Raw genomic sequence first — 16,085 nt, 5'->3', positions numbered from 1 at the left:
GGACGAGAGCCGAACCGGATGACATCATCGCCGCATTGCAACCGCTTTCCGTCGCGACACCGAAGTAGTCTGGCGACCTCTCCCCAACCTTCGTTTCGGGAGAGGGAGGCCATGTGGAAACCGGCCGAAAAGCGGCATCTTAACGCTGCTCCCCCTCGAATCGAGGCGAAGGAAATCAGAATGTTTTAGCCGTGTTGGAACCGTGGCTCGCGACAAAACGGCCAATGGATGGACAGCCGGTAGTGCCGCAGTTCAGGCGTTGGCCATGTTGATCATCGCGTCTTCGTTGGCATCCCCGGCAATCGTTTGCTCGACCGATTGAGTTGGCAACCACAAGGTGGAAACGAGGGCGGCGACGACCAGCGCGGTGGATGTCCACAAGCATCCGGGCAGTCCGGCGTACAAATACACGACACCCGATAGCAGCGTTCCAACCAGGCGTCCGCAAGCGTTGGCCATGTAGTAGAAACCCACGTTTAACGCGACTTGATCGGAATCGGTGTAAGCCAGAATCAGATACGAATGGACGGATGAGTTGACCGCGAAGACGACTCCGAACATCGCCAGCCCGATCAAGATGGTGGCTGTTGGATAGAAGTCGACTTGGATCGCAGCAGCCATTCCGGCTGAAACAACCGCCAGAGCGAATCCCCAGATCTGTGCCGCACGGGCCTTGGCTTCCACGCCGCCGCTCTTGCGGATCAGCTTTGGCGCGAACGCTTGGACGAACCCGTAACCGATTACCCAAGCCGCCAAGAACGCACCCACGCCAGCGAAGCCCCAGCCCAGTTGCGAGGCGAGGAAGATCGGCAGTCCGACGACGAACCAGACATCGCGGGAGCTGAACAGGAAGAACCGGGCGATTGACAGCACATTGACTTCACGGCTTTTCGCGAAAAGCTGAGTCAATTTGGTTTTCGCTTTGGTCCGGCCCATGTCAGCATCCAACATGAAGACGGCGCAGATCAGAATGATGGACAACACCGTGGCCATCGCCCACAGCGACGCGGTGAAACCAAGTCCACTCAGAAGGACTCCGCCAAGCAGGAAGCCCAGGCCTTTGAGGGCGTTCTTGGATCCAGTCAGGACCGCGACCCATTTGAAAAGTGCGGTTTGGTTTTCCGCTTCGCTGTCGCCTTTGACGAGCAGTTTGACGGCGCTCTTGGAACTCATCTTGGTGAGGTCCTTGGCGATTCCGGAGAGCGCCTGGCTGGCCATCACGTAAGAAACCGAAAACGCTGTTGCCCAAGTGGGCTGAACCAACGACAGCATGACCAATGCGAACACTTGGATCGCCAGTCCCGCGTACAGGGTGATTCGAAGGCCCATGCGAGAACCGATCCAGCCACCGAACAAGTTCGTGAGAATCCCGCAGAATTCGTAAAGCAAAAAAAGGAACGCAAGACTGACGGGCGTGTATCCGAGCTGGTGAAAGTACAGCAGCACGAGCATGCGGAGCGCACCGTCGCTGAGCGTGAATCCCCAGTACGCGGCGGTCACGAGAGAGTAATTGCGAACGTCCATCGAACTCATTTTTAATGCGATGAAAGGTTTGACAGATCACGAGTGATTAGGCGGCGGGAAGCGTTGTGGCGACCTTTCTGACCAGTTCCATCATGCGATTCGCGTAGCCAACCTCATTGTCGTACCAAGCGAGAATTTTGACTTGCGTGTCGTTGACCACCATGGTCGATGGCCCGTCGACGATTCCCGATCGGATGTCGTTGACGTAGTCGGCCGAGACGAGTGGTTTTTCTTCAAAACCGAGGATGCCTTTCAAGGAAGTCGCAGCGGCAGACTTCAGCAGCTCGTTGACTTCTTCGACGCTGGTTTTCTTCTTGACCTCAAGCACGCAGTCCGTCAGCGAGGCATTGAGAAGCGGGATCCGCACGGCGAGCCCGTTCAATTTGCCCCGCAGTTCTGGGTAGATCATCGTGATCGCTTTCGCCGATCCCGTCGTGGTTGGAATCAACGAGTTCAGGCAAGAGCGCGCCCGCCGGAGGTCTTTGTGCGGGGCGTCGACCACAACTTGGGTGTTGGTCACATCGTGCAGCGTGGTGATCACGCCGTGCTGGATGCCGATGTTTTCGTGGATGACTTTGACGACGGGGGTCAAGCAGTTCGTCGTGCAGGACGCGGCCGTGACGATGTGGTTGGTTTGCGGGTCGTAGAGATGATCGTTGCATCCCATCACAACATTCAGTGCCCCGTCTTTGACCGGCGCCGCCACCACGACTTTGCGGACGCCATGTTCGAAGTAGGGATTCAGTGTCTCGGGTGTGCGGAATTTGCCGGAGGATTCGACCACGATGTCGACGCCCAATTCTTTCCAAGGTACTTGCTCGGGGCTGGCTTCCGAGCTGACCGAGATGGGCTTGCCGTCCACGGTGATCGACTTGTCATCCGAGTCGATGTTGTGATCCCCGCGTCCGTGCACGGTGTCGAACAAGAGCAAGTGAGCACACGTTTCCGCGTCTCCTTTGAGTTCATTGAGGTGGACGATTTCGAATTCGGGAAAGTCCCATGCGGCACGCATCCCGAGTCGGCCCATGCGGCCAAAACCATTGATACCAACACGAATCGTCATTCGATTTGCTTTCTTATTCGTCGGGGGATTGGGGCGGCTGCTTGCCCGGAGGCGGTTTGTCACAGCACTCCGTCGTGATGCACAGTTCCGGTCGACCCTGGCAGCAATCCTCGATCAAGAAACCCATCAGGCAATTGATGCCTTTCGGGTTCAACGAGTAGATGATCGAACGGCCGTCTTTTCGCGAATTCACCAGCCCCGCGTGTGCTAGCTCTTTGAGATGAAACGACAGCGTTGCCGAGGAAATGTCCAACTTCTTGGCGATTTCCCCTGCCGCGTACCCTTCGTCGCCCGCTTTCACAAGCAAACGAAAGACGGCCAAACGAGATTCCTGTGCGAGAGCGGAAAGTGCCACGACGGCTTCTTTTATTTCCATGGTTATCAAACTATCAAAGGGTTTGGGTTGTGTCCACCCAATCGGGCGGAGGATTTTTCGCGGGCGATGGGGGCATTTGCGGCAGTGTATAGGGCAGCTCTAAGGTAGCCCCAGACATCGCTTTTGAAGTTGCGCTTTTGCGTGAGGCATCGGTTTTTCATAACCCGACGCGTCAGCGAGGCGAAGTCAGCATCGTTTTTCCCTCGCTGACGCTTCGGGTTATGAGAAAGCTGACGCTTCGGGTTTTGAGAAAAACGCAACTTCAAAAGGCGTTGCCCTGGGCTGGCATAGGGCTGCCCCAACGGGGCGAAGTCGAGGAACGAAACCTGCGCAGTCCAAAGCGGTGTCAACACCAACCTTCTGACAGCCCAGAATTGGCCTTTGTTCAGCGGAACCAGAGCCGAAGCCCGCACGGCCGACAGGAAGGATTGAAAGTCAACTGCATCAACCGTCCGCTCAGCGGCGGATTGGCGGTCTCAAAGGTCTTTACTGAGCGTGGTCATGATCGACCGGGCTCGGCTGGTTCTTCCATCGAGCAACGCGGGTGGCAACGAGTTGGCGTTGAACGTGGTGTAGCCTTTCAACAACTCGGGGGCCACGTCGTCCATGGGACGGAACGCCATCGACCAGGCTTCAAAACTTCTGGATTTGATTTCGTGTTGGTACATCACATCCACGGACGTATGACGTTCATCCATTTGGATGGTTTGCATCAGCTCATCAATGTGTTCTTGTTCGCCCTCCAAGAGCTGCATGAACTCTCGCGTTCGGCTGCTGTGCAGAAGGATGCCAGTCACGTTCAACCGTGCGTTCTTCGCCCGACATTTTTCAAGAAGTTCATCGAGATCTTCTACCGACATGGGGCGAGTCGCAACGCTGCAATAAACCAATTCAGTCAACATGTTCTTCTCTTGGAATGTGTCTGTACCAACCGGTTTTCAACTCGCTGACGTCCGTGGGACTGAGGGGGAAACTCATCCAGCGTCTTGCCGCGTGTCGGCTGCGTTGAGATTGTTGTTTTGTTCTGGGCCGTTCGAGAAAGTCTTTTGATCGTCGTGCAGGTCCAATGACGTTGGCAAGTCACTCGGTGGTAGTTCGGAAACCGTCATGGCTTGTTCGAGCGGGTCCAGTCCGAGTGCAACTTGCATTTGTGCCAGCGCGGCGAACCAATTTTGCTGGGCCTCGATCAGTTTGATTTCGGTCTCGTTGGCTTTCGTTTCCAACAGGTTCAGATAGATCAGATCGATCTTCCCGCGTTCAAACGCGAATCGATATCGATCCAGTGTGTCAATGCTGGCTCGCAAGGACGCTTCGGCCTGCTCGACGATTTGGCCGGACAACGTCAACGCGTTGAACGCGGTTTGCAGTTCGACGCCGATCTTGTCGCGAACCAAACGAAGCTTCTGATTCGTTTGTGCGATCTTGGCTGTGGTCGATTGAATTTTCCCGCGAGCCTTGCGACGTTGGATCGGGACTTCACTGGTGAAGCCAATCAGCAATTCGAATTCGCCTTTGTCGTCGGACTTGGTCGCCGGTTCACCCATGTCCTGCGATGCCTCCGCGATGAAGTCGAATCGTGGAAGCATCTCGTTGCAGGCAAGTTGTCGGTCGAGCTGGATGCCGCGAATTTGGTACTGCAAAATCTGTGGTTCGGGGCGTCGCGAAAGCGCGGCGGCGAGGTCCGATTGGAAGTCACCTGGCGGTGGAGGCTGGATCGCCGGAAATTTTTGAGGAATCCATTGGTCATCGGGCACAATTGGTTGCCCACCATCGTCGCGAAGGAACAGGCCAAGCTTGAACGCGGTCTCTCGGTACTTGCGTTCGGTTTCCAGAACCTTGGTGGATCGTTCAGCGATCAGTTGTTGGTTGAGGATCAGGTCAATCTCGGGGAATTTGCCAGCTTCGACCCCTGCTTCGTATTGCTTGCCGCGTTTCTCTGCCAGCTCCAAAAGTTCTTGTTGAGCCTGGAGCGCCGATCCCGCTGCGACCCATTGCCAGTAATTGGTGGTGGCGTCCAAGGAGATTTGCAGCAAAGCTTGTTGCACGGTTGGCCCAACCGCTTGGCGAGCCAGCGAGGCTTGGAAAACAGCGACGCGTTGCGGGTCAATCGCTCGGCCTTGCAGCAGTGGCTGGATGATGGAGGCTTTGAATTCGCCCGCGTCATCGGTTTGGCGTTCTTTGTACCAAGGTTGGTAATACCCGCGTCCGATACGGTAACCTGCCTCGACATACCCGCCCCACCAAGTTTGCCGGGCGAGTTTCAAACCGTTGCGATAGTTCTCGTAGTAGCCCGTCGGTTCGGCCAACGAATACGCATTGAACTTTGTGTCGTAAGCACCCTGCGCGGTGAGAAGTTCTCCGCTGGTCAATCCGGCCTGCTGGCGGGATTGCAGGATATCAGGGTACGACCGATTGACGCTGGCGATCACGTCGGCCAGAACCAGCGAGTCTTCTTGTGCCGCCTGCGTTTGCATGTCGGATTCTGCATCCGCCACGACAGCCATCGGTTCTGAGTTGGAGTCGGGCGTGGATTCCGTTTCCCGATCCGCGAGACCTTCTTGCGCAGCGGTGAGAAATTGCTGAAACGCGATCGAGTCCGATTCGATCATCGTTGCTTCGGACAGATCATCGGCTCGGGCGACGTTGCTTGTCGCGAACGTTGAGGATGCGACTGCGGTCAGGATTGCGAACGCGAGTCGCCGTCGGAGCCGTTTTACCCGAGATGCGTTGAAGTTTGAGGTGCAGGCAGACTTTATGCCTTGGGTAGTTTTACCTTGGCAGCTTTGTCTTTCGATTGATTGGGTTCCTGGTCGGCGACGACCGGTGGGAATCCGTTGAGTTGACGCCATATCTCTTGGCCAAGAGGAACACGTTTGAGCAGCACCCATCCATTTGCGCGGACGCCTTGTCTGAGATATCGGTCATCAGGCCAACCATTCTCCCGATCAAAATGATTGTCTGGGGTCACCAGCACACGAAAGTTGCCTCTTCCATCGTCGGTTGGGAAAACTCGGTTGACTTTACCGCCGAACGTGCCGACCGCGACGGACGGCCAACCGACGAACTGCACCGCGGGCCAACCTTCAAATTGAAGCCGAACCTGGGCTCCTTCTTGAATCAACGGCATGTCGTTTCCGCTGACTTTCATTTCCACCGCCAGGTCATCGGTGTCGGGAACGATCACAAACAACTGATCTCCCTCTTTGATCGTGTCACTGCCCTCGACGCCGAACCAATCTTGGATGCGGCCCGAACGAGGGGCGCGGATCTCCAGGCGGTCGAGTTCGCCACGTTTGTTTCGCAGGTCCAGGATTTCTTTCTCGATTGTGTTGATCTTTTGCATCGCATCGAGAACCTTTTGCTCGGCGTCTCGGTTTTTGATGGCGATGTCCTGCAGTTTGGCCTCGATCTCCTCTTCTTTGGAGATCAACGAAGCGGACAATTCATGGACGGCGTTCTGCGCTTTTTGCACCTTTGCGACTTGCGATTCAACCGCTTGCCGTTTGCTGAACAGCTCTTCCCGTGAAACCAGACCTTGACCGGAAACATCTTCCGCGATTCGCAGCTGGTTGCGTTTGTCTTGTAGTTCCGCCTCCAACGATGTCACTTCGTTCTTGGCTTGTTCCCATTTTTGTTTGGCGGCCTCCAAGTCTTGTTTGAGGGATTCGGTCAGGCTATTGCCGCCGCTTTCTTGCAGCGTGACGGCTTGCTTCGCGACTTCGAGAGCGGACAACGCCGCGGCCTCTTTGGATTCCATTGCGATGATTTGCGTGTCGATTTGGGAGACGCCATCCACCGAAAAAGGCGACAATCGCAGCAGCAATTCGTTTTGCTCCACGTAGCTGCCTTCTCGCAGTCCAGGTTTCACATAGTCGACGACGCCCTTGGATGGACTGCGGACCGGTTGCGGGCGTTCTTGAGGGTCGACGGCCACGACCGTTCCGGTGCCTTGAGCGGTTTGCTGCCATGGAACGAACACCATCGCAATGATCGACAGGACCAACCCTGCGAGCGTGAGTTTGCCGACAAAGCGGATCCAGTTCCCGGTTCGGACCAGTTGCATCGATGCAAAGTCGTCGGACGCGTGGTAGCCGTGAATCATGACAATCAGTGGGGTGAATGGTTCAGCGGTTCAGGAGTTTTGAAAGAGCCGGGACGAACGCTGGGCGGTCGGCGGATTGCGAAACGGAATCAGGACCGGCGGACGAACAAGGTCTGATCACAAAGATCGGCAACATCTCGGCGGTTGGTGAAAACGAGCAGCGTCCAATCTGGGGTTTCCGGTGCGAGGTGGGCCCAAACTTTTTCGCGGACGGATGAATCCAGTTCGTCCAGCAACCCATCGATGATCAACAAATGAGGACGAGCCACCAAGGCTCTCGCGATCAGCAGTCGCAGGACCTGTTCTTGCGAGAGTGGGTAGCCGCCGGTTTGCAAGGGCGTTTGCAGGCCGTTTTCGAGGTGTTCAATCGTGGCCGTGAGACCGACTTGTCCGATCACTTCTCGAACGCGGTGTTGCCCGATACCGCGGCGTCCCAAATCAATGTTCTCGCGAACGGACCCGTGAAAGATATGATGGTCGCCCGCGTAGCTGACCAGTTTCCCCATCCCGGACGTAGCGGCCTGAGCGGCTTCGATGCCTGCGATTTGGATCAAGCCCTCGGGAACGTCCATCAGGCCCGCGAGCGAACGAGCCAGGCAAGATCGCCCGCTGATTTCGTCGCCAGTGATCGCGACGCGTTGTCCGGGGGAAATGGTTGCGGCCGGAATCTTGGACGACCAAGCGGTGCCGTGGAATGATAGGTTGGACCATGTCACCAGGGCGGGACCTTCATCGATCGGCCCGACTTCGATTTTCTGATCGGCGGGAATGTCGACCAAGTGGCCGACTTTATCGACACCTGCCATCAAGTCGTAGAACTTCTCGAGTGATTTGCCGGCCTTGGCAAAGGCACCGACGACGACGGTCACGATCAATTCGCTGGCGACCAATTGCCCCAGCGTCAGTGCACCGCCAATCACCAACCATCCGCCCAGTGCCAACACGGCGGTCGACGCGATGATTTGAACGGTGATCGCGAATCCAACTTGCCGAATCACGACGCGGAATTGTCGTTGACGAGCGGCGATGTAATCAGCGGTCAGGCGGTCGGTGCGCTGAATGGCCAACCCTTCGCCACCATTGGTTTTGAAGACCGACGGCTGTGCGATGACGTCTTGCAACCAATGCGCGACCTGGTACTTCGCAATTGATTCTTCGATTGAGGTCCGAATGCCACCGCGTCCGAGCACCCAGATGATTGAGACCATCGCGATGACCAACACGATGTCAAATCCGAGCAGAAACGGATGGTAGAACGCCAACACGACCATCCCCAATACCGTTGTCAGAACGATCGAGACCCCATCGAGCAGCAAGACCGCGGTCGCCTTTTGAATCGTCATGATGTCAAAGAAGCGATTGGCGAGTTCGCGAGGGTATTCGCCGCGAAGGTACTCTTGGTTGGCACGCGGGAAACGGTGGGCGAGGTCGCTGGCGATGCGGACGAACTGCCGTCGTTGAATGATTTCTACCACGACGGTTTGCAAAACATTCAGCACGCCCGCGATGGCGAGACAGGTCAACAACATCAATCCCAAGATGATCAACGGTTGAAACTGAGTTCCCCAACTGACGACATTGACCAAGGATTCGACCGCCAACGGTGAGGCCAACGACAGCACGCCCGCAACCAACGCGAACAGCACCACCATCCCGACGTCGCGGCGATCCAAATCGAGAAACGTGATGAATCGACGTAGCGGAGAGGGATGCGAATGGTCGCCCGAGTGACCGTGGGAGGAAGCGGAAATCGGATCGCACTCGAATTGCTTGCGAGCGATCAACATCCGAGGCGCGGGCGAGGTCGAAAAGAGTTGTCCGAGCTTGTAGCGGCTAATGACTTTTGAACTGACCTGGTCGCTGGTCGTGAACATCTCCACGGATCGCCAGTTTGCTTTTTCTAAAACACTGAGCGTCCCGTCGTTGTAGGCCAGCAAAATGGGATTGCCTTCGCTGAGAAAACCGAACGCTTCTGCGCCGGAATCCACGTAGGTTTCGTCCAGCACGATTTCGGCCTGCATGGCGCTGGTTTGCAGCACCCACAACGGGTCCTCGTCTTCTGGCATCGACTCATTGGAAAGCATGTCGGCCAGATCGATCGGCAGCCCGAGGCTTTGCCCAATCCGCGTCAGGACACGCAAGATGGACTGATCGTCGGGAGCCACCGCGTCAGAAAATTGGGGGAAATCCATGCGAGTCAAAAAGTGCAATCGAATGTCGGGGAGCGAAACTCACGAAGTCAAACCTCGCGAAGTGATCGTATTTCGAGGGCAAAATCACGCCGATCGAACAGCGTGATTTTTCCGGGCTGGGGTTCGATTGAAGGCGGAAATCGTTTGGTTCGTCGATCCGTGAAAACCAGCCCGGTGCGCCACTGCACCCGACCGATTCAGCACGTGCCGCCGACGACCTGCCAATCGCATTCGGCCCGGGACGTGTCTTCAGTCTGCAGTTGAACCCATGATCCGTCTGAGTGGTAGCGGTACTTCTGGCCACAGTCGACCGCGACCAAGTGCACCCAGCCATTTTGCAGCAGATTTCGAATGTTGGCATGTTTGGCAATGACTCGGTCGATCGATTCCCGGCTGGCGACCACGACGGTTTGAAGTCGCAGCGGAACATGCTGCATCTTCTCGCCGAAGCGGAGCGACTGGATCGGCAAACCGGCTTGCAAATCGCCGCTGTTGCCTGATAGGACGCCGAACTGCCCCACAACATTGTGGATGGTTTTGCATCCACTGCCGAAATGCGTTGGATCAACGGTGGAGGCGTAGTATTGCATGTTGATCCAGTGGGCCACGACCATCGGAGCCGTCAGGATGGATTCCAGCACAGCACCCGTGGTATCGGTTGCCTGATTGTAGCTGTGAAGGAAGGTCCGTCCGTCCAGCGATCGTCCTCGTGTCATTTCTCGAGGTCCGATCAACATGCTGGCGTTGCCGGCCAACCCCCATTCAGGACGCGTTTGCGACCAATCAGTCGCTCGCGAGATCAGGGACTCGGTGGTGCTCTCGTTCAGCAGCGGTAGCCGCTCCTGTCGCGTCAGGTGACTCGCGGCATCGGCAACGTTTCGAATCTCGGTGATTCGAGATTGATGTGAGGCTGGAACCGTTTCCAAATCCAACCATTCGATCTGGTCGGTGGTCGTGTTGTGCCAAGCGGCGATGAAGTGAGTCTCCGCGGGGATCTCGATCCCGCGATCCACCAACCGTTTTTGGATTCGTCGATCGTTGAGCAGAATCGCAGCCAGTCGCGCGTTGGGTGCGCCGGAGTGGCCGCCGCATGCACCACAGTCGAGCCCGGCGGCCATGGCGTTGTTGTCAGTCTGGCATCCGTGCCCGCACAATACGACCAAGGGAGCAAAGTCGTCGTTCAGACCCATGCTGTTAAGAAGCCCCTCCACCAGATCGGTTTGTTGTTCCAAACCGATGCCTTGTTCGGCGAGGTGCTCGAGGTCCAACGGGATCGCGGCGTCCTTGCGAACGCTGGATGAACCTTTGATCGGTAGATTGGTTCGAAGTTGGTTGCCCATCAACCGGTTGGCCAGGTTGAATCCTGAAAGCCAGCCCACGGTCTCCACGAACGAGAAACATCCCACGGCGGAGGTTTGGAGACGTTTCCAAAGTTTTTTTTCGGTTTTGATCGTGGTTTGTTTCTCCGCCGTATTTTTTCGCGAATCCTTGCAGTCGTCGACACATGGCGACGATTTCTCTCGCAAGGCGAATTTGGGTGACAGCAGAACCGGAGCATGATCGTCGCCGGAGGATTGACCCAGCGGCACATATTCAAACGGCAGGCCAAAGAATCCGGCGACACCGAGCGTGTCCACCGATGCGTCGACTTGCTCGAGGTGACGTCGATATCGTTCGGATCGAACGTCGATGCAAAACGCCATTTGCACAGCAGGTTTGGTTGCCGAGGTGTTTGGGCCGTCGGCAGGTGATTGTTCTGCGAAGCCTTCGTCGGCAACGTTGTCAGTGACGACGTCGGTCATTGGCAACTTAGCGAGCAAATCGTCTCGGTAAGCAATCTCCATCGCTCGCAACAGAAGTTTCCGATCGGATTTGCAATCGTGGTCGGAATCCATGAGCGACAAACTTTGGTGATCCAAGACCGACGACCAATTCACTTCGAACAAGAACGTTTCTGAAAGAGCCACGTCGTAGGCCAGAGACATGGCGAGCAAGCCACGAAAGTCATCGAACTGCAACTGGCCGGTTCCGGTGGGATCGGTCTGCAAGCCTTGGTACTTGGTCCATCCGCTCCAACCAGGAATCGCGAATGCGTGAGCCAAAAGGAATGTCTCATGAAGGGCGACCGGAATGTTAAGACGTTGCAACAAATGCACGATCGTTGCTTCGACCGTATGAGGCAGTTCGTCAACAAAGTTTCGGAATCCGGACAGCCCGAGAATCTCGATTCCTCGATCGATCTTGGCAGCGTTCCGCCACGCTTGAAACAGCGGAAGGTTTTGCCACGGGCTCGGCCATGTCGATTGACCTTGGTCGTAGTGAGCTGAACAATGCTTGCCGATTTCGTTCTTCACAATTTCGGTCCAGTCCACTTCGCCGTGAGCGGAAAGCCGAGCCGCGATGGTCGCGATTCGCGGAAGCGATACTTTCTGAGGTGTGGTTTGAGCGGCGGCATCGCCGGCTCGAAGTCGGGATTGCAGGGCTTGCAATACGTCTGACTGCTCTTGCGAGCGGCTTTCGTCGGGCGAGAGTTCCGACAGGGCTGCTTTGATGTGCGAATCGGTAAAGCCGCCCGCTTGGTACTGCGTTGCAAAGTGATCCATCGATGGAAGCAATTCGCACTTCGAGAACACCCGCAGGTAGTCTCGCGATTCGTGGAAGGAACGCTCGGACAATCCGGCGTACGGATTGACGGCGATCCAATCCTTCAACGGCCAAACGGGAGAGACCATTTGGCTAACTTGGTCGAGCAACTCTTCGACCTGTCGGTAGACATGTGGATCTTCATAAGCGGCAGGAACAAACACGCTGAATGCTTGTGCGTTGGCTTTGGGATTCTTCTGTTCGGGAGTGAGCGTATTCATGATGGATTCGTTGGACGGAAGGTTGGATTGGTTGATCAAGAAAGCGCAGAGATGGGTTGGGTGATTCGCCGTCGTGCAGGATTGGTCGAGGGTGTTCTCGTGAGCCGATCATGCTGATGCAGAAACGCGGAAGACCCGGCGGATGCAGTGGTCGAGATAAAAACCGTTGGATGCATGAACCTGCAGCGTTTGGAGCCATGTCGAATGGGCGGCGGAACGAATTCGCAACTGCAGGATCAGCAATCCGACAAAACCGGCCGCGATGGTGGATGTCACGACGAGGTTGTTGGTGAGCTTTGGCAGACTGGGAAGACTGCCGGCGATCAATGCGTCCGTTGCTAAGTAGCCGCCGACGTAGAACAGACAAATCAGTCCTGAGATGGCGGTGGACCGTGCCACCAACCACCGGGATCCGGACCGGATGGCTTCGCCAATCCAATGCGACAAAGCCAAGCAGAGGATGCCGCCGAGAATCAAACCACCGGCCTTCTCATTGGGCGAGACATTCAGAAGGATTGAGACCATCGCGAACAAACCGCAGGATGCGGTGATGGCGAAGGTGGTTTCGTACCACTTCAGCGGTTGCGCCCGATCGTTCGCCCCGGCCATTGCTTTTGCATCGCTGACCACGCTACCGGAACGCAGAAACGAGTTGGCTTTGTAAAATGAGTGAGCAACGATGTGCACGGTGGCCGCGGTGTAGGCACCCAACCCGCACTGCAACATCATGAATCCCATTTGCGCGATTGTGGAGTACGCGAGTGACTTCTTCACGCTCGTTTGTGTCATCGTCACCATCACCGCCATCACGGTTGTGAACAGTCCGATGATTGCTAAGACGTGCAAGCCGCTTGGGAACAATTCAAAAATGGAGGAGAAACGGATCACCAAGTACCCGCCTGCGTTGACAATGCCCGCGTGCATGAGGGCTGAAACAGGCGTGGGGCTGTCCAGTGTTTCAGGCAACCAAGTATGAAACGGGAACTGCACCGACTGGATGCTGGCCGCGATCAGCAAAAAGACGCCGGCGGCGACCAGCGTTGACGGGATGGATTGCGATTCACCGATCACGCTTCCGGCAGATGCGAAAATGTCTTGCAAGTAGGCGGTGTCGAAGTGGACAAACAGCAGTCCAAACCCAGCGAGCAAGGCAGCGTCGCCGACTCGGTTGATGGCAAACTTGGTCCAAGCGGCGCGTTTGGCACCGGGTTGTTCGGGATTGAGAACCAACAATTGATGCAGGGCCAAGTTCATAGCGATCCAGGCCACTGCGAAAACAGCCAAATGCCCAGACACCATCATCCAACTGACCGCGCCGATTGTCACCGCACTGAAGCGATAGTACCGGCTTTGTTTGGGGGATCCGTCCAAGTACTCGATCGAGTACTGGCAGGTGACCCAGCCGATGAACGCAACCAACAGCAGCATCAAACCCGACAAGCCATCCAATTGCACCAGCGATGCCGCTCCGAGGTCACCGGAGGACACGTTGCTCGATGCGAGTGATCCCTCGGTTGCAGCCCAGGAAGGGGGCAACCACCCAATGGCGAACACGAACAGCAAGACGGCGACTTGCGAGGCAACGGCGACGTTGATCCATCGACGCCAGGAAACCACGTGACGGCGGGTGAGCGAGTCCGGCATGACGACAGCGGCCACGAGTGCCGTTGGAATCAGCATCGGCATACAGTTCAACCATTCGGACATCGTGAGCTTCCTCTGGAACCAAGAATATGAGATATGAAAACCATGACACGAAAAGTAAAGCACGACAAAAATGTCGTCAATTGGTTTTCGTCCATTTTTCGTTCTCGGTTGAACCCGTTTTCTTGCATGGACGGTGAAATGCACCCGGCTTTCGCTAGAAAAGAGGCGTTTAATGGGCGATTCTGTTGTCACGAAAAAAAAGACGCGTTTTCGATGTTACAATTCGCAGTCACCAGACATTCTGAGGAGTGGCTCGGTTCAAACCGTTTGAAATCGAAGGAAACCGCGGCCCAGGGCGGACCAAGACTATGGCAGCGAAGAAAGTCACTCGCGGACGGAGTTCCGCCAGAAAACCCAAGACCGACACGGCGACGTCGGCGGCCAAATTGGACGCGGAAAAGAAGTCGTCGCTGGAACCCGGGGCGGCGGAAGAGCGTCGCTCGAGTGCCCGGTGGACGTTCCTAACCAACCACGCGCACGTGTTGATCGCGTTGCATGCCCGACCGGATCTGGTGCTTCGAGAAGTCGCGGTGGAGGTTGGGATCACCGAGCGCGCGGTTCAGCGGATCGTCCAGGACCTAGAAGAAGAGGGATTCATCCGTCGGGAAAAAGTGGGACGCAAGAATCATTACGAAGTTTTGACGGATCAAGCTTTGCGTCATCCGATCGAGGCACACCGAAACATCGGCGATCTTCTTAGGCTCATTACAGGTTGATCAGGACCGACGTTCATTCGCCAAGTTGAACGCAGGACTTTTCAGCGCGACAAACGTTTGATGATGTTCGCTTGAGAGCGTCTGAATCAAACGACCGCAGACGATGATGATTCCAACAATTCGCGTTTGTTGGCAATCAAGCAGACGACCTGGATGAACGAATCGACGTGCATCTTCCGCAAGATGTTTGCGCGATGGGCTTCCACCGTTTTCACAGAGATGTCGAGTTGAGAGGCGATCTGTTTCGACAATCGTCCGTCCATTACCAAACCCAGTATTTCTCGCTCACGGGGACTCAACGAGTCGATCCGCTTCAGCACGCTTTGATCAGTCAACCACTGCTGACGTAACTGGTCGTCTTGTTCCAGTGCCGCGCGGACGCGTGTGATGAACAGCGAACCATCCAGTGGTCTTTCGAAGAAATCCTGGGCCCCGCTTCGCATCGCACGAGAAAGGTCGCAAGTTCGTGGTTCACCACCAACAATGATGTAGGGCGGGCAGTATCCCTTCTCGCCAATTTGTTCCGCGAGGGTGATCCCAGCGACGAGCGAGCCATTGAGGTCCATCACCATGCAGCCTGGGATGCTCGGTTCGTAACAGTCGTAGAACTGACTGGGATGATGAAATAGCGACACCGGTAGGCCACTGGCTCGCAAGAGTGTGGAAACCGACTCGACTGTGGAACAGGGGTCCTCAATAAGAAAAACGGTGGATGATTTCATGTCACTGCCCTTTCCGGCGATTTTGCAAACGGAGTTCCTACTCCAAATTGATAGCGTTTGCGTTGCTGCTCGATGGGGGCATTCACCGGCAGACCCGCTCAGAAGGGCGTGGCCCTTTTGATGACGAGTCGTGCAACTCTCCGTCTATCGTCAACAGCCACTTCACGCAAAAAGGAAAAACGCATTTGGTGTGCGAAAAATTCGCGGTCTGTTGCTCGTACTTCAGGTCCCGCTGGTCAGCTTGCCTGACCGATCGCTCGAGGATTTTGGAAGCAATCATCAACTCGAACTGTTTCGGTGATACGCAGCACCACCCTCATGGATTGTTGCGTTCCACTGTTTGGCTATGGACGGAAGTGCACTGCGCCGTGCCGCAGATCTGGCTTCGCTCCTTCGCCATGTCTCCGAGGTCTTGCAGTCTATTCGCATTCTCCCCTGGGAGGGTGATCTGAGATGCATCGCAATACCGCACTTCCAAACTGCACGACCTTCTTCAATGGTGGGCACGCCATTGCCAACCCTTGGGCAATCTTGCCTGATTCGACATTGAATCGTTTTCGCTCGGCTGTCTGAACGTTTGTCGATTTCGCTTGGAGCGATCCAATCGGCATGGCCAGTTCTTAAGGTTGTTCACCGCACCATTGGGTGGCCTGTAAGTGTGCGTGGTTCTGCTTAGGGAGAATCACCAGGGGGTTTCCCTATGGTGGAAATGAGTGGTGAGACGCGTCATTTGAGTGCGAAAAGTTCTAGGGTTGTTAGCCAACGACATGGAGTCACCGGCAGTACGCCCACCCATGAGTGACGCGTTTGAAAGGAGTT

Annotated in this window: 11 protein-coding genes; 1 reads left to right on the top strand and 10 read right to left on the bottom strand. The window is 55.9% G+C overall.

The features are described 5' to 3' along the window. Window positions 1-252: 252 nt before the first annotated feature. From arsJ to ACF8AM_RS07470, 9 genes are all read right to left on the bottom strand, one after another. On the bottom strand, window positions 253-1,524 hold the full coding sequence (gene arsJ, locus ACF8AM_RS07510; RefSeq protein ID WP_392555036.1) for an organoarsenical effux MFS transporter ArsJ: 1,272 nt from the start codon (window positions 1,522-1,524) through the stop codon (window positions 253-255). 46 nt (window positions 1,525-1,570) lie between these two features. After that, window positions 1,571-2,587, bottom strand: coding sequence for an ArsJ-associated glyceraldehyde-3-phosphate dehydrogenase (locus ACF8AM_RS07505; RefSeq protein ID WP_392555035.1), 1,017 nt, complete (start codon window positions 2,585-2,587; stop codon window positions 1,571-1,573). A gap of 13 nt (window positions 2,588-2,600) precedes the next feature. Then, on the bottom strand, window positions 2,601-2,963 hold the full coding sequence (locus ACF8AM_RS07500; protein ID WP_392555034.1) for an ArsR/SmtB family transcription factor: 363 nt from the start codon (window positions 2,961-2,963) through the stop codon (window positions 2,601-2,603). Between the two features lie 476 nt (window positions 2,964-3,439). Next, a complete protein-coding gene (locus ACF8AM_RS07495; protein ID WP_392555033.1) occupies window positions 3,440-3,865 on the bottom strand; it encodes a BLUF domain-containing protein in 426 nt (141 codons plus the stop codon). A gap of 72 nt (window positions 3,866-3,937) precedes the next feature. Further along, complete coding sequence (locus ACF8AM_RS07490) at window positions 3,938-5,572, bottom strand: TolC family protein (RefSeq protein WP_392555032.1); 1,635 nt, start codon at window positions 5,570-5,572, stop codon at window positions 3,938-3,940. A 143-nt stretch (window positions 5,573-5,715) separates the two neighbouring features. Next, window positions 5,716-7,065, bottom strand: coding sequence for an HlyD family secretion protein (locus ACF8AM_RS07485; RefSeq protein ID WP_392555031.1), 1,350 nt, complete (start codon window positions 7,063-7,065; stop codon window positions 5,716-5,718). Between the two features lie 89 nt (window positions 7,066-7,154). Continuing rightward, window positions 7,155-9,257, bottom strand: coding sequence for a peptidase domain-containing ABC transporter (locus ACF8AM_RS07480; protein ID WP_392555030.1), 2,103 nt, complete (start codon window positions 9,255-9,257; stop codon window positions 7,155-7,157). Between the two features lie 197 nt (window positions 9,258-9,454). Further along, on the bottom strand, window positions 9,455-12,160 hold the full coding sequence (locus ACF8AM_RS07475) for a YbcC family protein (RefSeq protein WP_392555029.1): 2,706 nt from the start codon (window positions 12,158-12,160) through the stop codon (window positions 9,455-9,457). A 69-nt stretch (window positions 12,161-12,229) separates the two neighbouring features. Further along, complete coding sequence (locus ACF8AM_RS07470; protein ID WP_392555028.1) at window positions 12,230-13,828, bottom strand: proton-conducting transporter membrane subunit; 1,599 nt, start codon at window positions 13,826-13,828, stop codon at window positions 12,230-12,232. Window positions 13,829-14,136: 308 nt separating this feature from the next. Here ACF8AM_RS07470 and ACF8AM_RS07465 point away from each other — a divergent pair, with 308 nt between their 5' ends. Further along, on the top strand, window positions 14,137-14,544 hold the full coding sequence (locus ACF8AM_RS07465; RefSeq protein WP_392555027.1) for a helix-turn-helix transcriptional regulator: 408 nt from the start codon (window positions 14,137-14,139) through the stop codon (window positions 14,542-14,544). 86 nt (window positions 14,545-14,630) lie between these two features. On the opposite strand, the gene ACF8AM_RS07460 is transcribed toward ACF8AM_RS07465, so the two are convergent. Next, on the bottom strand, window positions 14,631-15,266 hold the full coding sequence (locus ACF8AM_RS07460; protein WP_392555026.1) for a response regulator transcription factor: 636 nt from the start codon (window positions 15,264-15,266) through the stop codon (window positions 14,631-14,633). Window positions 15,267-16,085: the final 819 nt, after the last annotated feature.

Source organism: Rhodopirellula sp. JB055 (assembly GCF_043100905.1).
Taxonomy (GTDB): Bacteria; Planctomycetota; Planctomycetia; order Pirellulales; family Pirellulaceae; genus Rhodopirellula.
Note: the sequence above shows the minus strand (reverse complement) of the source record. Positions and strands in the feature narration are given on the sequence as shown.

Coding starts and splice junctions, on each gene's coding strand:
- arsJ (WP_392555036.1), bottom strand. CDS start 1,524: ATGGACGTTCGCAATTACTCTCTCGTGACCGCCGCGTACTGGGGATTC.
- ACF8AM_RS07470 (WP_392555028.1), bottom strand. CDS start 13,828: ATGTCCGAATGGTTGAACTGTATGCCGATGCTGATTCCAACGGCACTC.
- ACF8AM_RS07490 (WP_392555032.1), bottom strand. CDS start 5,572: ATGATCGAATCGGACTCGATCGCGTTTCAGCAATTTCTCACCGCTGCG.
- ACF8AM_RS07500 (WP_392555034.1), bottom strand. CDS start 2,963: ATGGAAATAAAAGAAGCCGTCGTGGCACTTTCCGCTCTCGCACAGGAA.
- ACF8AM_RS07495 (WP_392555033.1), bottom strand. CDS start 3,865: ATGTTGACTGAATTGGTTTATTGCAGCGTTGCGACTCGCCCCATGTCG.
- ACF8AM_RS07460 (WP_392555026.1), bottom strand. CDS start 15,266: ATGAAATCATCCACCGTTTTTCTTATTGAGGACCCCTGTTCCACAGTC.
- ACF8AM_RS07505 (WP_392555035.1), bottom strand. CDS start 2,587: ATGACGATTCGTGTTGGTATCAATGGTTTTGGCCGCATGGGCCGACTC.
- ACF8AM_RS07480 (WP_392555030.1), bottom strand. CDS start 9,257: ATGGATTTCCCCCAATTTTCTGACGCGGTGGCTCCCGACGATCAGTCC.
- ACF8AM_RS07485 (WP_392555031.1), bottom strand. CDS start 7,065: ATGATTCACGGCTACCACGCGTCCGACGACTTTGCATCGATGCAACTG.
- ACF8AM_RS07465 (WP_392555027.1), top strand. CDS start 14,137: ATGGCAGCGAAGAAAGTCACTCGCGGACGGAGTTCCGCCAGAAAACCC.